Below are 20,184 nucleotides of genomic sequence, written 5' to 3' on the forward strand. Positions count from 1 at the left end.
GACACGTTAACGCCAGATGGCCCGAAGCCCGGTTCAGGGTCCGCTCCGCACGAAATCGAGCGGATTGACCGGTTCGCCCTGCCGCCGCAGCTCCAGCGTCAGCACCGGGCGGCCCGGCCCCATCACGCCCAGTGGCGAACCGCTGACCAGTTGCCGCCCGACGCTGGTATCCAGTGCCGCGAGCCCGGTGACCAGCGAGGTCCAGCCACCCGGATGCTCGATGATGACAATACTGCCATAGCCCTGGAACGGCCCGGCAAAGGCCACCCGCCCTGCTGCCGGGGTAACGACTTGCGCCCCGCCCCGCGCGGCGATGGAAATCCCGCGCGAGCGCGGCTGTCCGGGCACGCTCGCGCCGAAACCGGCCACCAGTCGTCCGGCCAGCGGCAGGATATATCCGGGCGGCGGCGCGACCTGCGGTTCGGCCATCGCCCCCGCATCGCCGCGCACTTGCGCCGATTGCGGCTGCAAGGGCCGAAGCACCGGTCCCGGCAGGGCGGCCAGTTCGCTACGCAAGGTGCCAGCCTTGTCGAGTTCACGCGCCAGCGTCGACAGGTCGCGGGCCTGCTCTGCCAGCGCCAGCGCACGTTCCGCCTCACGGTCGGCGCTGTTGCTGGCCTGGCGTGAGGCAAGCCGCTGCTGCGATTCGAGCGCGGCAAGCGCCTTGCGGCGCTGCGCCAGTTCGCCCTGGCCGGCCCGCAAGGCTGCCGTGGCCGCCTGGGCCTGACGCTGCAAGGCCCGGCCCCGTTCGATCTCGGCACGCAGGCTGGCGGTCCGGCGCTCCACTTCGGGCAACATCGTTTCCAGCACGGCGCGCAAATACACCGCTTCACGCAGCGAACCGGGGCGCAGCAGCGAGAAGGCGGCCGGACGCCGCGACAGGCGCTGAAGGGCGGCGGTCAGTTGCACCACCGGGCGTTGCCGCTCTGCCAGCCGGGCGCGCAGTTGCACGCGCTGGCGATCGATCAGGCGGATGCGGGCCTCGTTCTCGGCAATTTTCGCTTCGGATTGCTGGATGCGCGCGGCAACGGCGGCCGCTTCCTGCGCGGTCTTGTCGGCGGCGGCGACCGCGCTGGCGGCATTCGCTTCCAGCGCCTCCGCGCGGCGGCGTGCCTGTTCGCCCTGGGCCTGCGCTTCGGCCAGCAACTTGCGCGAATCCTCGGCCGTCTCGACCGGCACTTGCACTTGCGCTGTGGCCGCGCCGACCAGCAGGACAGCAGCCAGCGGCAACAGACGGAAGGAACGCAGCGCGATCATGACGGCGCGCTTATCCCGAACGGTGATAGGGATGGCCAGCCAAAATGCTGGTTGCACGCCATAATTGTTCTGCCAGCATCGCGCGTGCCAGCATATGCGGCCAGGTCATCGCCCCGAATGCGATCAGCAGGTCGGCCTTGGCCCGCCCGGCTTCGCCATGACCATCGGCAGCCCCGATCAGGAACCGCGTTTCACGCACGCCCTCGTCGCGCCACTTGCCCAGCAGAGCGGCGAATTCCTCTGACGACAGCTGCTTGCCGCGCTCGTCCAGCAGGACATCGCGCGATGGGGTGAGCGGAGCGGGGATCGTGCCGCCCACATCAGGTAACTCGGTGAGCTTGAATGGCCATGCGATCCGCTTGACGTAGCGATCGACCAGCTCCGCCTCGGGCGACCGCCCGATCTTGCCGCGGGCAATGATGTGCAGGCGCATGTTATTCGCCGTGGTCGCCACAAGCTGCGCTTGTGGCTGGCGCGGCACCGGCCCGCTCCCCCGCCCGGCCACCCACGGAAGTATATCCTGGATGGGTGGCCGGGCGGGGGAGCGGGCCGGTGCCGCGCGAGGTCATGCCAAGGGCATGACCGGACCACGCAGCTGAAATCACGCGTTTCCGCTGTCGCCGAAGGCCCACATCCGTTCCAGGTTATAGAACGTGCGCACTTCCGGGCGGAACAGGTGGACGACGACATCGCCCGCATCGACCAGCACCCAGTCGGCAGCAGGCAGGCCTTCGATCCGGACATGGCCAAAGCCGCCCTGCTTGATCCGCTCCGCCAGTTTCTGCGCCATCGAGGCGACCTGGCGGGTGGAGCGACCGGACGCGATCACCATGTGATCCGCGACCGAGCTTTTGCCTTCGAGCGGAATGGAAACCAGCTCTTGCGCCTGATCATCGTCAAGCGACTTCAGGACGAGTTCGTGAAGCGAACCCGGCTCGGACGGGGGGAGCGGGGCGGGGGCACCGGCAGTGGCCGGGGAAGGTTGGGCAGGGGTCATGTAAACCGGAACGGCTCCTGTAAGCGGGCGATGCGGAAAGCGCTGGGCATCATTGCCCGGCTTTCTTGATGCTGTGGGGATGAACGGGATGGTGCGTCAGGGGATCACGCTGTGGGCGGCCGTCATAACGGCTGGCCCAGTCAGGATCGGCGCGGCGAATGGCCGTGGCCGAGCGCGGATCGGGATCAAAACGCAAAGGTATCAGCGCAGGGGCGCTCCATCCTCTCCGGGTTTTCAGACTGGCGGCGGTCCGCCGGAATCGGCCGAGCCAGGCCATCGCGGGGCTCGCGACAGCGGCGCCATCATAGCCCGGCCGGGCAATAACCGCAATCGGCATGGTGCGGGCGATCCCGCGCCAGTCCCGCCACTGGCTGAACTGGGCCAGATTGTCGGCCCCCATCAGCCAGATGAACCGGCATTTGGGATAGCGCCGGGTGAGGGCGCGCAGGGTATCGATGGTATAGCGGGTGCCAAGCTCCCGCTCGATCGCGGTGGCACGGATCGGGGCCCGGCGCGACTGGCTGCGGGCAGCAGCGAGCCGCGCATGAAGCGGTGCCATTCCCGCCTTTGGTTTCAAGGGGTTACCGGGTGAAACCAGCCACCACACCTCGTCCAGCCCCAGCGCTTCGCGGGCGAACAGCGTGATCCGGCGATGCCCGCCGTGAGCGGGGTTGAAGCTGCCGCCAAGAAGGCCGATCCGCTTCAGGGCGCGCCTCTCAGAGGCGGACCTGGCCGGTGCCGCGCACCTGCCATTTATAGGTCGTCAGCCCTTCCAGCGCGACCGGCCCGCGCGCGTGCAAACGCCCGGTGGCAATACCGATTTCGGCGCCCAGACCGAACTCGCCGCCATCGGCAAACTGGGTCGAGGCGTTGACCATGACGATGGCGGAATCGACCTCGGCCAGGAACTGCTCGGCGACCGATTCGTCCTCGGTCACGATGGCATCGGTATGGTGCGAGGAATGCCGCTCGATGTGGGCCAGCGCGGCACCAAGGCCGTCCACCACCGCCACCGAGAGGATCGCATCGAGGTATTCGGTGTCCCAATCCTCGGCCGAGGCCGGGTTGATCCGGGGATCGAGCGCCCTGGCCCGCGCATCGCCCCGCAATTCGCACCCGCCATCAAGCAGATCGGCCACCACGGCTTGCGCGTCGGGGAAGGTCGAATCGATCAGCAGCGTTTCCATCGCCCCGCAGATGCCGGTGCGGCGCAGCTTGGCATTGCGGGCGATCGCGCGGGCCTTGGCCGGATCGGCGGCGGCGTGGATGAAGGTGTGGCAGATGCCGTCGAGGTGGGCGAGCACGGGCACGCGGGCATCGGCCTGAACGCGGGCCACCAGGCTCTTGCCGCCGCGCGGGATGATCATGTCGATCAGGCCGGCGGCGGTCAGCATCGCACCCACGGCAGCGCGGTCTTGCGTGGGCATCAGTTGCACGGCGGCTTCCGGCACTCCGGCGCTGACCAGGCCCTGCACCAGCGCGGCGTGGATCGCGCGGTTGGAATGGACCGCCTCGCTCCCGCCGCGCAGCAGCACGGCGTTGCCCGAGCGGACACAGAGCGCGGCGGCATCGGCGGTGACGTTGGGCCGGCTTTCATAGATGATCCCGATCAGCCCGACCGGCACCCGCACCCGGCTGAGTTCCAGCCCGTTGGGCCGCACCGAGCGGTCGATCACCTGTCCGACCGGATCGGGCAGGTCCGCGACGGCGTCGACCGCGTCGGCAATGCCCGCCAGCCGCGCGGAATCCAGCCGCAGCCGGTCCAGCATCGCGCCGGTCAGCCCGCGCGCTTCGCCCGCCGCCATGTCTTGCGCATTGGCGGCGAGGATCGTGCTTTCAGCCGCGCGCAGGGCGGCAGCAGCGGCGTGGAGCGCGGCGGCCTTGGCCGGCGCATCCATGCGCGCCAGCACGCGCTGGGCAGCGCGGCCGACCCCGGCAAGACGGGCAACGAGCGCCTCGGGCGCTTCGACGGCAGGGGCAAGGTCAGTGGTCATCAGGTCCGCGCGCCTAGCACTTCCGCCCGGTGCTGTCACCGCCGGTGCCGATTCGCTGCAATCGGTTGCAAGTAACTTAGGGGCTAATTCGTAGGGGCCGCAAACGACTCGTCGCGCGAGTCCGTCGATTCAGCGACTCCGCCGGTTAATGGATTCGCCTCGTGCCGATGCGCCTGCTAGCGCGCGCCCAACTGAAATCAGGCTTCCGGGGTCGTCTTGCAAAAATTGAGCGTTGGCGGTTTCGGGGATCGCCTGCGGACATGGTTTCCCGATCGCGAATTCTTCATGCGGTCGCAGGGGCAGGTTCGTTTCATCAAGGTTTCATCGCGGATCCAGATGATCGGCGCGGGCGTTACCGCGGCGCTGCTGCTGGTGTGGGTGCTGTCGATGGCCGGCATGGCGGTATCCCAATACCTCGCCGCGCGCGACCGGCTGTCGCTGCTCAACCGCGAAGCGCAAGTCGCCACCGCCGAAAGCCGGGTGTCCGAATACCGCGACGACATCAAGGGCGTCGCCACCGACCTCGAAAAGCGCCAGGAATTCCTGGAAAAGATGGCCGAGGCGCATCTGGGCGACCTGCCGGAAGAGAAGAAGGCGGGCGAAACCGTCTCCGATTCCTCCGGCGAAGCGGCCAAGACCGTGAACAAGGTCAGCGCGCTGATCCCCGAAGCCGCCGCGCTCGCCCGGATCGAGGCCCGCCAGCTGGCCTTCGTCGAAAAGCTGACCCGCGCGGCGGACCGCCGCGCCGCCGACGCCGAAAGCAAGATCAAGCGCCTCGGCCTCAATCCCCGCACCATGCTCGCCTCGCTCGACGATCGCAGCGCAATGGGCGGTCCCTTCATCGCGCTGGCCACGGCGCGTGGGGGGCGGATCGACACGCGCTTTGAACGGCTCGGCGTTAGCCTGGCGCGGATGGATGCGCTGGAACGCGGCCTTGCCGGGATTCCCCAGGTCCTGCCCGCCAGCCTCGAATTCGTCTCGTCGGGCTTCGGCTACCGCGCCGACCCGTTTGGTGGCGGCGCGGCGTTCCATGCCGGACTGGATTTCAAGGGCCCGATCGGCGCGCCGATCTATGCCGCCGCGCAAGGCACCGTCAGCTTCGTCGGGGTGAAGGCTGGATACGGCAACTGCGTGGAAATCGACCATGGCAACGGGCTGATGACGCGCTATGCCCACATGTCGCGCTTTGCCACCCGGGTCGGCCAGCCGGTGGCCGCCGGGGCCGTGATCGGCGCGATTGGCAACACCGGGCGGTCCACCGGGCCGCACCTCCATTTCGAAGTGCGGATGCACGACCGTCCGCTCAACCCGCGTCCATTTCTAGAGGCTGCTGCCCATGTTTTCCAAGAACCGCGCAGCCGCGCACCCAACGGGAAGTAACACCGTGGCAGGATCGACCTTCTCCGTTTTCGGCGCCGACACCCGCATCAAGGGCGACGTCACCGCCTCGGCCGACCTCCACGTCGATGGCCGGATCGAAGGTGACGTGACCTGCACCGCGCTGGTGCAGGGCGAAGCCAGCGAAATCATCGGCGCGGTCAAGGCCGAAACGGCCCGCCTGTCCGGCGTGATCCGCGGCACGATCAGCGTGCGCGACCTGGTGGTCCTCAAATCCGCCCGCATCCACGGCGACGTCCACTACGATTCGCTGACCATCGAACAAGGCGCCCAGGTCGAAGGCCGCTTCGCCCCGCGCGGCGCGAACGAACCGAGTGTGGCGGCTGGGGTTGAAGCGCTGCTGGCAGCGGCGGTCTAGGGCAACTCCGCCTTCGTCATCCCGGACTTGATCCGGAATCCCGCTTGGCTTGTCCGGCGGTCGCGCAAACCATAGCAATCCAGAAGGTCGCTGCCCCCCGGTTAGGCCCGGGGTGACGTCCGATCAGGACGGCGGGCCTATCCTTCCGCCGCCACCTCGGCTCTCAACGCCTTGCGGTCCAGCTTGCCGATCATCGTCTTGGGCATGGTTTCCCGCACCACCACAGCGTCGACGCGTTCGTGCTTGCCGATGCGGGCGTTGATCCAGTCGCGCAGGGCTTCGCCGGTTTCGGCCGTGCCGTCGTTCAGGGTGACGTAGGCGCGGGGGACTTCGCCAAGGCGGGGTTCGGGGACGCCGATGACCAGCACTTCCTTGACCGCCGGGTGTTCCAGCACCACGGCTTCGACCTGGCTGGGGAACACCTTGAACCCGCCCACCGCGATCATGTCCTTGATGCGGTCGACGATGCGGACATAGCCCTGATCGTCCAGCACCGCGACGTCACCGGTACGCAGCCACTGGCCATCGGCGCGCTCCGCAAAGGCGGCGGCGGCTTCGGGGCGGCGCCAGTAGCCGCGCATGACTTGCGGGCCCTGGATGGCGAGTTCACCCGGCTGCCCGGCGGGGGCATCGCGGGTGGGGTCTTCCTTGTCAAGCAGGCGAATGCGGGTGGCGGGGATCGGCTGGCCGATGGTGCCCACGCGGTCTTCACCCTCATAGGGATTGGTGGAAGCAACGCCGGCGGTTTCGGTGAGGCCGTACCCTTCCACTAGCCGCGCATCGGTGGCGGCCTCGAACTTTTCCTTCAGCGGCCCGGCCAGCGGCGCGCCGCCGGAAATGCAGACCCGCAGCGAGGAGAAATCGGTCCGGGCCAGCGCGGGATGATCGAGCAGCGCCTGATACATCGTCGGCACGCCGGGCATCGCGGTGGCGCGCACCCGTTGCAGCGTCTTGAGCGCCTGCCCCGCATCAAAGCGCGGCAGCATGGCAATGCACCCGCCGTTCACCACCGTGCGGTTGAGCACGCAGATATTGGCGAAGACGTGGAACAGCGGCAGCACGCCCATGATCACGTCGCGTTCGCCCGCGCGGGGATCGATCGCCTCGACCTGGCGGGTGTTGGCGGAGATGTTCTGGTGGGTCAGCATCGCGCCCTTGGGCGTGCCGGTGGTGCCGCCAGTGTATTGCAGCAGGGCCAGATCCTCCAGCGGATCGAGCAGGACGGGCGCGGGATCGGTCCGGGCCAGCGCGTCCTCCCACCGGATCACGTCCGGGCGGGCGGGAATGCGGGTCAGCGACTTGCGCCCCAGCAGCCGCAGCGCCAGCCCCTTGGCCAGCGGCAACATCGCCGCGAGCGAGCCGACCACCAGCCGTTCCAGCCCGGAAGTCTTGAGCACTTCCAGCGCGGTGGGCAGCAGCGCGACCGAATCGATCGTCACCAGCAGCCGCGTGCCCGAATCCTCCACTTGCGCAGCCAGTTCCTGCGCGGTGTAGAGCGGGCTGAAATTGACCACGGTCGCCCCGGCCAGCATCGCCCCGTAATAGGCCGAGACATAGATCGGGACATTGGGGAGGTAGAGCCCGATCCGGTCGCCCTTGGTCACGCCCAGCCGCTGCAGCCCGGCGGCAAAAGCGCGGGCCTCTGCATGCAGCGCGGCATAAGTGAAGGCGCGGCCCATGAAGTCCACCAGCGGCCGCTCGGCAAAGCGGGCGGCGCTCTGGGCGAACATCTCTGGCAGGGTCAGTGGCGGAAAGTCCATGTCCCACGCGCAAGGGTGGGCATAGTGGGCTTGCCAGGGGGTCGGTGCGGGATCGGTTTCGGTCATCCTGCCAACTTGGCCCCTCCCACCGGGAAGGGCAAGTTGCCACGATGGCCTAAACCGGCAAGCTTACTGGCCTTCGGCGGCCTCGGCAGCGCGCTTGGCTTCGAGCCAGGCGGCGGCTTCGGCTTCCTGCGCGGCTTCGCTGGCAGCGCGCGAGGCGGCTTCGCGTTCGGCGCGCAGTTCCTCGATCAGCGAGGCGCGATCATCGCCCAGCCGTTCATCGTCACCGGCGGCATCTTCCAGCCCGGCCTTCTTCGCCGCCTTGGCAACGATGGCGTCCAGCTCGCGCTGGCTGCACAGGCCCAGCGTGACCGGGTCCTTCGGCTGGATATTGCCGATGTTCCAGTGGCTGCGATCGCGAATCGCGGCGATGGTGTTGCGGGTGGTGCCGATCAACTTGCCGATCTGCGCGTCCGAGATTTCGGGGTGGTGGCGCAGGATCCACGCGATGCCATCGGGCTTGTCCTGGCGCTTCGACACCGGGGTATAGCGCGGGCCCTTGGTGCGGCTGACGGTAACCGGAGCCTTCTGCATCTTCAGGGCATAGTTGGCGTCGGCTTGGCCCTTTTCGATTTCGGCCATGGTCAGTTCGCCCGCGCGCACCGGATCGCGTCCGGTGTACTTCGACGAGGCCAGATCATCGGCCATCGCCTGGACTTCCAGGATGTGCAGACCGCAGAATTCGGCGATCTGTTCAAAGGTCAGCGCGGTGTTGTCGACCAGCCACGAAGCGGTGGCGTGCGGCATCAACGGGGTCGGCTGGGACACGGGTATTCTCCGTTCAAAATAGAAGGGCCGCCCCTCGCGGAGCGGCCGTTTGGGCAGGCGTCTAGGCGGATTCGCCCCGAAGGGCAAGGGTTTCTAGGGCCGCCAGCGACTCAACCAACCGCCAGCACGATCTTGCCGATGTGGCTGCCCGCCTCCATCCGCGCATGGGCGGCCGACGCCTCGGCCAGCGGAAACGCGCGGTCCATCACCGGGCGCAGTTGCCCGCTTTCCACCAGCGGCCAGGCCATGCGCGCGATTTCCTGCGCCAGCAGCGCCTTGAACTGGTTGGAGCGCGGGCGCAGCGTCGATCCGGTCAGGCACAGGCGGCGGCGCATGACTTCGGCCATGTTGAGCTCGGCCCGCACCCCGCCCTGCACCGCGATGGTCACGTGGCGGCCATCATCGGCAAGGCATTTGAGGTTGCGCATCACATAATCGCCCGCAACCATGTCGAGCACGAGGTGCACCCCCTGCCCATCCGTGATCCGCGCCACTTCGGTGACGAAATCCTGCGCCTTGTAGTCAATCGCGTGGTCCGCGCCGATCTTCAGCGCCTGGGCGCACTTGTCCGCCCCGCCACAGGTGACGATCACGGTAAGGCCGAACAGCTTGCCCAGCATGATGGCCATGCTGCCGATCCCGCTGGTGCCGCCGTGGACCAGGATCGTCTCGCCCTCTTTCGCCCAGCCGCGTTCGAACACGTTGTGCCACACGGTGAACAGCGTTTCGGGCAGCGCGGCGGCCTGATCCAGCGGCAGGTCCGCCGGCACCGGCAGGCAGTGGTCCGCGACCGCCAGGCAATATTCGGCATAGCCCCCGCCGGATACCAGCGCGCAGACCTGCTGGCCCAGCAGCGCCGGTTCCACGCCCTCTCCCAGCGCCACGACCGCGCCCGCGATTTCCAGCCCCGGGATCGGCGAAGCGCCCGGCGGCGGCGGATAGAAACCCTGGCGCTGGATCACGTCGGGCCGGTTCACCCCGGCAAAGGCGACCCGCACCAGCACCTCGCCCGGCCCCGGCACAGGCACCGGCGCATCGGCCAGCCGCAGCACTTCCGGGCCGCCGGGAGCGTCAAAACCCGCGACCTTCATGGAATCGGGAAGTAAACCAGTCATTTGCACAGCCCCGTTGCCCAAAAAGCACGCCTGCCTTCCCCTATCCTTTGGCCGTGTTGACAGCAAGCGCCGCAGCGGTGATTCTGCCATGCATGGACGACGATGATCGCCCCCGCCCGCGCGGTGATGCCGCCAGCGCCCTGGCTCGCGAGAGCCTCGACAGCTATTCGCAGGACGAGTTGGCTGAGCGCGTCGCCTTGCTGGAAGCGGAAATCGCCCGCGTGAAAGCGCATCGCGACAAGGCAGCCGCGCACCGCGCCGCCGCCGATGCGCTGTTCGGCGGGCCAAAACGATGAGCGCCCCTACCGGTTTTGCGCGGGCGCGCCATATAGGTTCGGTTAATCCCGACCGTTCATACTCCCTTCGTTCATCCTTCCCCCGGCCCTCCTCCCCCTCCCGCGTGAAAGCCCGCTAGATGCCAAGTTTCGCCCAAAGCCTTGAAAAGACGCTACATTCCGCGCTCGCCAACGCTTCGGAACGCAGCCACGAGTATGCCACGCTTGAGCATCTGCTGCTGGCGCTGATCGACGATGCCGACGCGGCGCAAGTGATGCAGGCCTGCGGAGTGGACCTGGGCGAGCTGGGCGACGTGGTGCGCCAATACCTCGATCAGGAATACCAGTCGCTCAAGACCGAGGAAAAGGGCGATCCCGCCCCCACGGCAGGGTTCCAGCGGGTCATCCAGCGCGCGATCCTGCACGTGCAGTCGTCGGGCAAGGATACCGTCACCGGCGCCAACGTGCTGGTCGCGCTGTTTTCAGAGCGCGATTCCTATGCCGTCTATTTCCTGCAGCAACAGGACATGAGCCGGCTCGATGCCGTCAGCTATATCAGCCACGGCATCGGCAAGGGCGGCAAGCGGATCGAGGATCGCAGCCCCAAGGGCACCGAAACCGACCAACCCGCGGCCGAGGAAAAGGCCGCCGCCAAGGACGGCAAGAAGGAAACGGCGCTCGACCAGTTCTGCGTCAACCTGAATGAAAAGGCGCTGGCGGGCAAAGTCGATCCGCTGATCGGACGCGGGCCGGAAGTGGACCGCACGATCCAGATCCTGTGCCGCCGCAGCAAGAACAACCCGCTCTATGTCGGCGATCCCGGCGTCGGCAAAACCGCGATTGCGGAAGGCCTCGCGCGCAAGATCGTCGAGGGCGAAGTGCCCGAAGTCCTGTCCGAAGCGGTGATCTATTCGCTCGACATGGGCGCGCTACTGGCTGGCACCCGCTATCGCGGCGATTTCGAGGAGCGGCTGAAGCAGGTCGTCAACGAACTTGAAAAGATGCCGCACGCGGTGCTGTTCATCGATGAAATCCACACTGTGATCGGTGCCGGGGCGACCAGCGGCGGGGCGATGGACGCCTCCAACCTGCTGAAGCCCGCGCTGTCGGGCGGGACGATCCGCTGCATCGGATCGACCACCTACAAGGAATTCCGCAACCACTTCGAAAAGGACCGCGCGCTGCTCCGCCGGTTCCAGAAGATCGACGTGAACGAGCCGACCATCGAGGACACGATCAAGATCCTCAAAGGTCTGCGCACCGCGTTCGAGGAGCACCACAAGGTCAAGTACACCCCCGACGCGATCAAGACTGCGGTCGAGCTGTCGGCGCGCTACATCAACGACCGCAAGCTGCCCGACAAGGCGATCGACGTGATCGACGAATGCGGCGCGATGCAGATGCTGGTGCCGCCGTCGAAGCGCAAGAAGACCATCACCGCGCGCGAGATCGAAGCCGTGATCGCGACGATGGCCCGGATCCCGCCCAAGTCCGTCTCGTCGGACGACCGCACCGCGCTGGAACATCTGGAGCGCGATCTGAAGCGCGTGGTGTTCGGGCAGGACAAGGCCATCGAAGTGCTGTCCAGCGCCATGAAGCTGAGCCGCGCGGGCCTGCGCGATCCGGACAAGCCGATTGGCAGCTTCCTGTTTTCCGGCCCGACCGGCGTCGGCAAGACCGAAGTGTCCAAGCAGCTGGCGCAGATCCTCGGCATTCCGATGCAGCGCTTCGACATGTCCGAATACATGGAGCGCCATTCGGTCAGCCGGCTGATCGGTGCGCCTCCGGGCTATGTCGGCTACGATCAGGGCGGGCTGCTGACCGACGCGATCGACCAGCAACCGCACTGCGTGCTGCTGCTCGATGAAATCGAAAAGGCCCACCCTGACCTGTTCAACATCCTGCTGCAGGTGATGGATAACGGCCGCCTGACCGACCACCACGGCAAGACGGTCGATTTCCGTAACGTGGTCCTCATCATGACCACCAACGCGGGCGCCAGCGACATGGCCAAGCAGGGCATCGGGTTCGGCGACGTGTCCAAGGCGGATGCGGGCGACGAAGCGGTGAAGCGGATGTTCAGCCCCGAATTCCGCAACCGCCTGGATGCGATCGTGCCGTTTGCCTACCTCGGCACCGAAGTGATCGCCCGCGTGGTCGACAAGTTCGTGCTGCAGTTGGAACTGCAACTGGCCGAGCAGAACGTCCACATCCAGTTCGACGGCGATGCCCGTGCCTGGCTGGGTGCGCGCGGCTATGACAAGCTCTATGGCGCGCGGCCGATGGCCCGCCTGATCCAGGAAAAGGTCAAGCAGCCGCTGGCGGAGGAACTGTTGTTCGGCAAGCTGCGCCACGGCGGCGAAGTCCACGTCTCGGTCAGGGACGATGCGCTGGCGTTCGAATTGACGCCCGCGCCGCCCAAGCTGGTCAAGGGCAAGAAGTCCGTCCCATCGGTCGGCAAGAAGCCCAAGGCCGCGCCGGAACCCAGCGGCGACGGCGAATAACAACCTGTCCCAACCTTGCTCCCAACTCTGGCGCCGCCCCGAACCTGCTTCGGGGCGGCGTTTGATTCCGGTCAATTCGCTGGACCGACGGCTGCGCTAGGCACGACATGTTGATTTGTGCCTGCCGGAGAATGCCCCGTGACCACTGCCACTGCCGAAGCTCCCGCCACCAGCCCGTTCGAGCGGGTCGGCGGCCATCCGGTACTGCGGGCGATCACTGACCGGTTCTATGACCTGATGGATCAGGACCCGGCCTATGCCGAACTCCGCGATATGCACGCCGAGGACTTGTCCGAAATGCGCGCATCGCTGCCGCTGTTCCTGGCCGGCTGGGCAGGCGGGCCGCGCGACTGGTTCGAAGCGAACCCCGGCAAGTGCATGATGAGCGCCCACGGCGGCTTCCGCATTAACCGCGCCACCGCCGGACAATGGGCAGAGGCCATGCGCCGCGCGATTGCCGAAACCGACGTCGCCGACCGCGAAATTGCCGATGCCATGGCCGATGTGCTGGATCGCATGGCCAAGGGCATGGCCCGGGATTGACCGACACCAATTGATTTTGCCAGCAACGCCGTGCGGCGTTAGGCTGATCCCATGCACCAGTACGATCACCCCCGCCGGGCGCTGGCCATCGCGCTGGCGGGTCTTGCGGGTTACGTCGATGCCGCCGGGTTCCTTTCGGCGGACCGCTATTTCGTGTCCTTCATGTCAGGCAACACCACCCGGCTGGGCGTGGACCTGATCCAGTTTCCCGCGCTCGCGTGGATTCCGGCACTGCTGATCGCGGGGTTCGTGCTGGGTGTGATCGGCGGCGCGCTGCTGGCGGCGCGCGCGGGGCAACACCGCAAGCCGGTGGTGCTGGGCACGGTCACGCTGCTGCTTGCCGGAGCGGCAACCACGCAGGCGCTGGGGCACACGCCCGCGATGCTGGCGTTGCTGGTGGCGGCGATGGGCGCGCTCAACAACACGTTCCAGCGCGGGGGCGAGGTATCGGTCGGCCTGACCTACATGACCGGGGCACTGGTGCGGATGAGCCAGGGGCTGGCCGCATGGCTGACGGGCACCGGCGGCGAAGGCTGGAGCGGGTGGCTGCTGCTGTGGCTGGGACTGGCATTGGGCGCGGTGCTGGGCGCGGTTGGCTGGCTCCATGCCCCGGCACTGGTGCTGTGGATCGCGGTCGCCTGGACCGGCACGTTGGCATTCCTGTCACGCCGGCTGAAAGGCTGAGTCCGTTCCACTTGTGTGGATACGGCACCGGGCCGGTGCCTCAGCTGTTTCAGTGCCGCTGAAACAAACCCCAAACCCTTACCCGTCGAGTTGCACCAGCTTGTCGCGCCCAGTTGCGCCGCGCAACAAGCGCAGTCGTGACGTCGCAATGCCCAGCGCATCGGCCAGCAAATCCAGCACGGCGGCATTGGCTTTGCCGTCTTCCGGCTTCACGCGGACTTTCACAACCACCCGGCCATCGCCCAGCTCCACCGCCTCCACCCGCGCGCCGGGGGTGACGCGCAGGGCCAGCCGCCCTTCGCCGTCAGCCAGCGCGCGGATTGCTTCCGCCGGGGGAAATTCAGCTTTCGGTCTGGCCATCGATCGCCGCGCGGTGGTGCTTCGCGTTTTCGACGTAGTGCTTCACGCCCAGTTGCAGCCCGCCGAGCGCGCGGTCGTCCAGATCGCGCATGAATGTGGCCGGGCGGCCGCTCCACAGCTGGCGGCTGGGAATGCGCTTGTTCGGGGCGAGCAGTGCGCCCGCCGCCAGCATTCCGTCCGCCTCGATCACGCAGCCGTTCATGGTCTGCGCGGCAAAGCCCACAAAGCCGCGATCGTGAATCACGGTGCCGTGAATCATCGCCATGTGGCCGATCAGCACATCTTCGCCGATCAGCGTGGGAAAGCCGTTCGGCGCGCCGGGCATCGGGCTGTCGCAGTGAATCACCGTGCCGTCCTGCACATTGGTGCGCGCGCCGATCACGATCTGGCTGACATCGCCGCGTAGCACGCAGTTGTACCAGATGCTGGCATCCGGCCCGATTTCCACGTCACCGATGATCCGGCAACCCGGCGCGACGAAGGCGCTGTCGTGGATGCGCGGGGTCTTGCCGTGGATCGGGATGATCGAAACGTCGGGGCGGCTGATGGTCATTGCGGGTGTCCCAGAAAGTTGCGCCACTGGATATAGGGCAGGATCGAGGCATGGTCATCGTTCCACCGCCGCGCGGCCGGGGCCACCAGCGGTCGCCACGCCATCGCCGGGGCCTTCTGGCCAAGCGCCGCCAGTTGATCGGAATCGCGGGCAATCGCAACCCATGACGAGGCGGTCCAGTCCGAACCATAGGGCGGCACGTCCTCGCGCATCGCCCCGGCCAAACCCCGCGCGCGCACTTCGGCGGCGAGGACCGGCTCCAGATCGATATAGCGGTTGGAAATGTGCACCAGCAGCACGCCGCGCGGCGACAGCGCCCGCAGATAGACGCCAAATGCCTCTGACGTCATCAGGTGCAGCGGGATCGCATCGGACGAGAACGCGTCGATCGCCAGCACGTCGAAGCTGCCGGGGGCAACTTTGGCCAGTTCCAGCCGCGCATCGCCCAGCACGATCTGCGTGTCGGGCGCGCAATCGCGGATGTAGGTGAACGTGCCATCCCGCGAATAGCGCAGCACCGCCGGATCGATCTCGAAATAAGTCAGCCGTTCGCCGCGCTGGTGGTAACAGGCCAGCGACCCCGTCCCCAGTCCGACCACCCCCAGCCGGGCCCCGCGCCCATAGAGCGCGCTGGCATTGGCAAAGGCGATCCCCGCGCCCGATCCGGGGCCATAATAGCTCAGCGGCATTCGCTTCATCACCGGATCGAGCGACTGTTCGCCATGCAGGGTGGTGCCGTGGGCCAGGGTGCGAATCCCTTCTGACGGATGGTCACGCACGGTGTAGACGCCGAAATAGCTGCGGCTGCGCACCCCGTCGCGGGTGTCGCGCAAGGTCTGGTCGCCGCCCTGCGCGATCATCACTGCCAGCAGCAGCGCCGTGACCAGCCAGCGCCACGGCGTCAGCAGCAGCCCGATCAGCACCAGCGCCGCGGTGCAAAGCGCGCGCTGCCAGCCCGGTTCCGCCAACGCGTTGGCTTCCAGCAGCAGCCAGACCAGAAACGCCGCCGTGCCGAGCAGGGCCGCCAGCCCCAGCTTGACCATTTCCGGCTGCAGCCCGCGCATCCGTCGCCAGTCGAGCAGGCGCTCTGCCGGGAGCAGCGCAGTGGCAGCCAGTACCAGCAGGGGGTGTTCCCACACCCAGTCGAACACCAGCGGCGCGACCAGCGCGGTAAATACCCCGCCCAGCGCGCCCCCTGCGGACATCACCAGATAGAACAGCGTCAACTGCTCCGCCGGAGGCCGCAGATCATACATCCGCGCGTGCAGCGCCACGCAGATGACAAACAGCAGCACGACACTGAGCATGACCGGGACAAGGCCCGACGAGCCTTGCGAGATCATCGCCATCCCGCCCGCACCCAGCACCGCCGCCCAGGCCAGCGCCGACACCACCCGCGCCGCCCCGCGCCGGTCGGCAAAGGCGATCACAAAGCTGAGCAGGTACAGCCCCAGCGGGATCACCCACAGCAGCGGCATGGCGAAGATGTCGGTCGTCAGGTGCGTGGTGGTGGACAGCATCAGCCCCGACGGCACCGCCGCCAGCGCCAGCCACAGCGCGATCCGGCGGCGCGGCACCGGCTGGAGCGGCTCGGCGGCTTGCGCAGGGATGACGTCAGCCGCGCTCCACCGCGCGCGCGCCGCCAGCGCGATTAGCGCCAACAGCACGCCATAGCCGATGCTCCACCCCCAGCTTTGCGCATGGATCGACAGTTCCGGCTCCACCAACAGCGGATAGGCGATCAGCCCGCCGAAACTGCCGAGGTTCGAAGCGGCATAGAGCGCCCACGGCTCCCCGGCGCGGGGATCTGCGGCAAACCAGCGCTGCATCAGCGGGGCCTGCGCCGACACCAGAAAAAACACCGGCCCGATGGTCAGCGCCAGCAAGGCGGGCACCCAGACCACTTCGGTGCCGGGGCGCGGCGGCGGCAGGCCCGCCAGCGTGATCGGCAAGGTCAGCGCGGCGACGGCGAGCAGGCTGAGGTGGATCGTCGCCTGACGTCGCAGCGGCATCCGCGACAGCCGGTGGGCATAGAAATAGCCCGCCAGCAGCAGCGCCTGATAGACCAGCATCGCGCTGTTCCATACGTTCGGCGCACCGCCCAGGCGCGGCAGCGCCATGCGCGCGACCATCGGCTGGACCAGGAACAGCAGGAAGCTGCCCGCCAGGATCGTCACCACGAACAGCGCGCGGGACGGCCCCGGCGCGGTGGCCGGCGTCACGCCCGCCACGGCTGCTCCTCCCAGCCTGCGCGGGTCAGGACATAGGCGATGATCCGCCCGGTATCGGGATCGAAATCGGCGCTGTCGAAATCCAGATCGGCGCGGCGCTGCATCCCCAGCCGCTCCATCAGGCCCCAGCTGGGTGCATTGCCCTGCACCGTCAGGGCCAGCACGTGCGGCGCATCCAGTGCGGTGAACGCGTAATTGAGCGAAGCCATCGCCGCCTCGCGGGCATAGCCCTGCCCCTGCGCATCGCCGCGCAGCCGCCAGCCCACTTCGAAATCGCCTTGCGGCCCGCCAGGCTGGTTGGCGCGTTTCAGTCCGCACATCCCCAGCACCGCGCCATCCTCGCGCCGCTCCACCACCCAAAAGGTATGGCCGTGATCGCGGGCGTAGCCCAGCAGGCGTTCGCGCTGCCATTGCTGTTTCGCGGCGTCCATCACCCCGCCCAGCCAGCGCATGCCGTCGGGCGTATTGGTGCCGTCCAGGAACGGCGCCCAATCCTCATCCCGCCAGTCCCGCAGGATCAGGCGCGGCGTTTCCAGCCGGAATTCAGCCATTCAGCAGCCGCGCTGCATGAGCCGCATGATAAGTGAGCACGCCGGAACAGCCCGCGCGCTTGAACGCCAGCAGGGTTTCCAGCACCAGCGCATCGCGGTCCCCCGCACCGGCGGCCACCGCCGCCTCGATCATCGCGTATTCGCCGCTGACCTGATAGGCGAACACCGGCACTTCGAAGGCGTCCTTCACCCGCCGGACAATGTCCAGATAGGGCAGGCCGGGCTTGACCATCACGCTGTCCGCGCCTTCGGCCAGGTCGAGCTCGACCTCGCGCAGGGCTTCCTCGGCATTGGCCGGGTCCATCTGATAGGTCTTCTTGTCGCCCTTCAGCAGTCCGCTGCTGCCCACCGCATCGCGGAACGGGCCATAGAAGGCAGAGGCATACTTCGCCGCATAGCTCATGATCTGGACGTTGATGTGGCCCGCCCCTTCCAGCGCATCGCGGATCGCGCCGATCCGGCCGTCCATCATGTCGGATGGGGCAATGACATCGGCCCCGGCGGCCGCCTGATTCAGGCTTTGCCCGATCAGCACCTCGACCGTGGCGTCATTCAGGACATAGCCGGCCGCGTCGATCAGCCCGTCCTGCCCGTGGCTGGTATAGGGGTCGAGCGCGACGTCGGTCAGCACGCCGATGCTGTCGCCGCAGGCATCCTTGATCGCGCGGATCGCGCGGCACATCAGGTTGTCGGGGTTGAGCGCCTCGCGCCCGTCCGCGCTGCGGCGGTCGGGCTGGGTGTTGGGGAACAGCGCCAGACACGGGATGCCCAGCGCCGTCGCCTCCTTCGCGCGCGCCACGATCCCGTCGACCGACCAGCGCGACACGCCGGGCAGCGAGCCGATGGGCTCTTCCACCCCGCTTCCTTCGGTGACGAACAGCGGCCAGATCAGGTCAGCCGGGGTCAGCACGGTTTCACGGTGCAGCGCGCGGCTCCAGGCGTTGGCACGGGTGCGGCGCAGGCGGGTGGCGGGAAAAGGTCCGGTCATGCAGGGCTTCTAGAACGGGACCTGCCCGGTTGAAAGCCCGCTATGCGCCGTGCGCTGCGGCGGTCGGGGTCAGTCGAGCCGCGCGATTTCCCGCTCCGGGCCTGCGACAGCAGCCTGACGCGGAGCCAGGCTGACCAGCGCTGCGCCGGGCTGGACCGATTTGAGCGAAGCCAGCCGCGCCTTGAACGCCGCCAGCTCCTTGGCATCGACCTGCGTGCTGACGGTAAACCTGACCGACAGCGGGTTCACTTTCTGGCCGTTGCGATAAAGTTCGTAGTGCAGGTGCGGCCCGGTCGACAGGCCGGTGGAACCGACATAGCCGATCACTTGCCCGGCCCGCACGCGCATGCCCGATGCCACAGCGATCCGGCTCATGTGCGAATAGCCGGTGCCAAACCCGCCGCCGTGCTCCAGCCGTACGTAATTGCCATTGCCACCGCGCCAGCCGGAATAGCTGACCACCGCATCGCCCACGGCATAGATCGGGGTGCCGGTCGGTGCGGCAAAGTCCACCCCGGCGTGCATCCGGGTATAGCCCAGGATCGGATGGCGGCGCGCGCCGAAATTTGACGTCACCCGCCCGACCACCGGCATCAGCAGCCCGGTGCGCTGGGCGCCCATGCCCGATGCCTCGAAGAATTGGCCCTCGCTGCCCCAGCGCAGCAACTGCGCCTTGGGGCGGCCCGCGCGCTCGATCCCGGCATAGAGCAGCTCGCCCACTTGCGCCTCACCGCTGGCCGACCGCTTGTAATCGACCACCAGGTCGAACGTATCGCCCGGCTCGATCGCGGTATCGAGGCTGAGATGCTGGTCGACCGCGTGCAGGTATTGCTGGATCGCCTCGATCGGCGCACCCGCCGCGCGGGCGGAGCGATAGAGACTGCCGCCCACGGTGCCGCGAATGCGCAGCGGCGTGGTATCGACATGGATCGGGCGCGGCGTCACCACCAGCGCGCCGCCATTGCGTGCAATCGCCAGTTCCAGATCGAACCGCGCGCGAAACGACAGCCGCTCCAGCGGCCGGGCGGCAGCACCATCGCCGCGCCGGCCCAGCGTGATGTCGACTTGTGTGCCGGGTGCGATCTGCCCCGGCTGCACTGTCTGGCCGACCAGTTGCGCCACGCGCTCAGCATCGGCCGCGCCCACTCCGGCGCGTTGCAGCATCCGGGCAAAGCTGTCGCCCTGCACCAGCGTCGCGGTCAATTGCACCAGCGCGCGTTCGGGCGCGGCGGCCAGTGGCACGACGGCGGCGGTCGGCCCCATGCGGTGGCCGCTATCCCCGCCCAGCGCCAGCGGCTGGATCATCTGGCTGCGAAACTCGTCGCGCGCCGCCGCATCGACCGGCATTGCCGGAGGGGCCGCCTGGGCCGAGAAATCGGGCCAGAACGCCAGCGCGGCCAGCGTCAGCCCCAGCATCGTCCCCAACCCGCGAAACCAGCGCTGGCTGCCGATGTCTTCGGCCAGATCGGGCGCCCAGTCATACGTAGCGATGGTGCTCAGCAAGGCGGTCCGGCGCCTTTCCAGCTGCTCGATCAGCGGGGCGGCGGGCAGACTGGCGATCTGCGCATGGGTCAGCGCCGCGGCCAGCGCCACTGCACCGCCGCTTCCCGGCTCCGGCAATTCGCGCGGCTTGAACAAGAAACCTGCCCCCGGCAGCTGCACCATCAGCCCGTGTCCTGCACGGATAAGGGTTAATGTCGGGCTAAGATCGGTCAGAACCGGTGTTCGTGCGGGCAATTGGGGATCATCCCCAAGGGCCGGGTTGCGGGGGACTGCCCGCGATGC

General features: G+C 67.7%; 20 protein-coding genes. 6 read left to right on the forward strand and 14 right to left on the reverse strand.

Going from position 1 to position 20,184, the window contains the following annotated elements:
- Nucleotides 1-33: 33 nt before the first annotated feature.
- The 5 genes from IE113_RS00205 to IE113_RS00225 all read right to left on the reverse strand — a co-directional run bounded on the left by IE113_RS00205 (nucleotide 34) and on the right by IE113_RS00225 (nucleotide 4,248).
- Complete coding sequence (locus IE113_RS00205; RefSeq protein WP_229822017.1) at nucleotides 34-1,257, reverse strand: murein hydrolase activator EnvC family protein; 1,224 nt, start codon at nucleotides 1,255-1,257, stop codon at nucleotides 34-36.
- Nucleotides 1,258-1,267: 10 nt separating this feature from the next.
- Nucleotides 1,268-1,690: a 23S rRNA (pseudouridine(1915)-N(3))-methyltransferase RlmH gene (locus IE113_RS00210; protein ID WP_189538418.1), complete on the reverse strand. Its 423-nt coding sequence runs from the start codon at nucleotides 1,688-1,690 to the stop codon at nucleotides 1,268-1,270.
- Nucleotides 1,691-1,858: 168 nt separating this feature from the next.
- The gene (rsfS, locus tag IE113_RS00215; RefSeq protein ID WP_189538419.1) at nucleotides 1,859-2,254 is read right to left on the reverse strand and encodes a ribosome silencing factor; all 396 of its coding nucleotides are present in this window, start codon (nucleotides 2,252-2,254) and stop codon (nucleotides 1,859-1,861) included.
- 49 nt (nucleotides 2,255-2,303) lie between these two features.
- Entirely contained in the window at nucleotides 2,304-2,960 is a 657-nt protein-coding gene (locus tag IE113_RS00220) for a nicotinate-nucleotide adenylyltransferase (RefSeq protein WP_189538935.1), read from the reverse strand.
- Between the two features lie 10 nt (nucleotides 2,961-2,970).
- On the reverse strand, nucleotides 2,971-4,248 hold the full coding sequence (locus tag IE113_RS00225) for a glutamate-5-semialdehyde dehydrogenase (protein WP_189538420.1): 1,278 nt from the start codon (nucleotides 4,246-4,248) through the stop codon (nucleotides 2,971-2,973).
- Nucleotides 4,249-4,533: 285 nt separating this feature from the next.
- On the opposite strand from IE113_RS00225, the gene IE113_RS00230 reads away from it, so the two are divergent.
- Both IE113_RS00230 and IE113_RS00235 read left to right on the forward strand, forming a co-directional pair.
- Nucleotides 4,534-5,628: a M23 family metallopeptidase gene (locus tag IE113_RS00230; protein ID WP_189538421.1), complete on the forward strand. Its 1,095-nt coding sequence runs from the start codon at nucleotides 4,534-4,536 to the stop codon at nucleotides 5,626-5,628.
- A gap of 4 nt (nucleotides 5,629-5,632) precedes the next feature.
- Entirely contained in the window at nucleotides 5,633-6,004 is a 372-nt protein-coding gene (locus IE113_RS00235) for a bactofilin family protein (protein ID WP_373297828.1), read from the forward strand.
- A 137-nt stretch (nucleotides 6,005-6,141) separates the two neighbouring features.
- Here IE113_RS00235 and IE113_RS00240 read toward each other — a convergent pair whose 3' ends face one another.
- The 3 genes from IE113_RS00240 to IE113_RS00250 form a co-directional block, all read right to left on the reverse strand.
- Nucleotides 6,142-7,830 carry an AMP-binding protein gene (locus IE113_RS00240; protein ID WP_189538423.1) on the reverse strand — a complete coding sequence of 563 codons (1,689 nt, stop codon included), beginning with the start codon at nucleotides 7,828-7,830 and terminating at the stop codon, nucleotides 6,142-6,144.
- Nucleotides 7,831-7,893: 63 nt separating this feature from the next.
- Nucleotides 7,894-8,595: a DUF1013 domain-containing protein gene (locus IE113_RS00245; protein ID WP_229822018.1), complete on the reverse strand. Its 702-nt coding sequence runs from the start codon at nucleotides 8,593-8,595 to the stop codon at nucleotides 7,894-7,896.
- A 110-nt stretch (nucleotides 8,596-8,705) separates the two neighbouring features.
- Nucleotides 8,706-9,710 carry an NAD(P)H-quinone oxidoreductase gene (locus tag IE113_RS00250; RefSeq protein ID WP_189538424.1) on the reverse strand — a complete coding sequence of 335 codons (1,005 nt, stop codon included), beginning with the start codon at nucleotides 9,708-9,710 and terminating at the stop codon, nucleotides 8,706-8,708.
- Between the two features lie 92 nt (nucleotides 9,711-9,802).
- Between IE113_RS00250 and IE113_RS00255 the strand changes: the two genes are divergently transcribed.
- From IE113_RS00255 to IE113_RS00270, 4 genes are all read left to right on the forward strand, one after another.
- On the forward strand, nucleotides 9,803-10,006 hold the full coding sequence (locus IE113_RS00255; protein ID WP_189538425.1) for a DUF1192 domain-containing protein: 204 nt from the start codon (nucleotides 9,803-9,805) through the stop codon (nucleotides 10,004-10,006).
- A 119-nt stretch (nucleotides 10,007-10,125) separates the two neighbouring features.
- Nucleotides 10,126-12,489: an ATP-dependent Clp protease ATP-binding subunit ClpA gene (gene clpA / locus IE113_RS00260; RefSeq protein WP_189538426.1), complete on the forward strand. Its 2,364-nt coding sequence runs from the start codon at nucleotides 10,126-10,128 to the stop codon at nucleotides 12,487-12,489.
- Between the two features lie 138 nt (nucleotides 12,490-12,627).
- Nucleotides 12,628-13,032 carry a group II truncated hemoglobin gene (locus tag IE113_RS00265; protein ID WP_189538427.1) on the forward strand — a complete coding sequence of 135 codons (405 nt, stop codon included), beginning with the start codon at nucleotides 12,628-12,630 and terminating at the stop codon, nucleotides 13,030-13,032.
- Nucleotides 13,033-13,083: 51 nt separating this feature from the next.
- Nucleotides 13,084-13,716, forward strand: a complete 633-nt coding sequence (locus IE113_RS00270; protein ID WP_189538428.1) for a YoaK family protein — start codon at nucleotides 13,084-13,086, stop codon at nucleotides 13,714-13,716.
- 78 nt (nucleotides 13,717-13,794) lie between these two features.
- Here IE113_RS00270 and IE113_RS00275 read toward each other — a convergent pair whose 3' ends face one another.
- The 6 genes from IE113_RS00275 to IE113_RS00300 all read right to left on the reverse strand — a co-directional run bounded on the left by IE113_RS00275 (nucleotide 13,795) and on the right by IE113_RS00300 (nucleotide 20,064).
- The gene (locus tag IE113_RS00275; RefSeq protein WP_189538429.1) at nucleotides 13,795-14,076 is read right to left on the reverse strand and encodes a DUF167 domain-containing protein; all 282 of its coding nucleotides are present in this window, start codon (nucleotides 14,074-14,076) and stop codon (nucleotides 13,795-13,797) included.
- Nucleotides 14,057-14,629 (reverse strand): gamma carbonic anhydrase family protein, encoded by a 573-nt coding sequence (locus IE113_RS00280; RefSeq protein WP_189538430.1) that lies wholly within the window; start codon nucleotides 14,627-14,629, stop codon nucleotides 14,057-14,059. The genes IE113_RS00275 and IE113_RS00280 overlap by 20 nt, the downstream gene beginning before the upstream one ends.
- Complete coding sequence (locus tag IE113_RS00285; RefSeq protein WP_229822019.1) at nucleotides 14,626-16,860, reverse strand: fused MFS/spermidine synthase; 2,235 nt, start codon at nucleotides 16,858-16,860, stop codon at nucleotides 14,626-14,628. The genes IE113_RS00280 and IE113_RS00285 overlap by 4 nt, the downstream gene beginning before the upstream one ends.
- A complete protein-coding gene (locus tag IE113_RS00290) occupies nucleotides 16,848-17,411 on the reverse strand; it encodes a GNAT family N-acetyltransferase (RefSeq protein WP_189538431.1) in 564 nt (187 codons plus the stop codon). Before IE113_RS00290 ends, IE113_RS00285 begins: the two co-directional genes overlap by 13 nt.
- Entirely contained in the window at nucleotides 17,404-18,399 is a 996-nt protein-coding gene (gene hemB / locus IE113_RS00295) for a porphobilinogen synthase (RefSeq protein WP_189538432.1), read from the reverse strand. The genes IE113_RS00290 and hemB overlap by 8 nt, the downstream gene beginning before the upstream one ends.
- 69 nt (nucleotides 18,400-18,468) lie before the next feature.
- Nucleotides 18,469-20,064: a M23 family metallopeptidase gene (locus tag IE113_RS00300; protein WP_189538433.1), complete on the reverse strand. Its 1,596-nt coding sequence runs from the start codon at nucleotides 20,062-20,064 to the stop codon at nucleotides 18,469-18,471.
- Between the last annotated feature and the right edge of the window lie 120 nt (nucleotides 20,065-20,184).

Source organism: Novosphingobium arvoryzae, from assembly GCF_014652615.1.
GTDB lineage: Bacteria > Pseudomonadota > Alphaproteobacteria > Sphingomonadales > Sphingomonadaceae > Novosphingobium > Novosphingobium arvoryzae.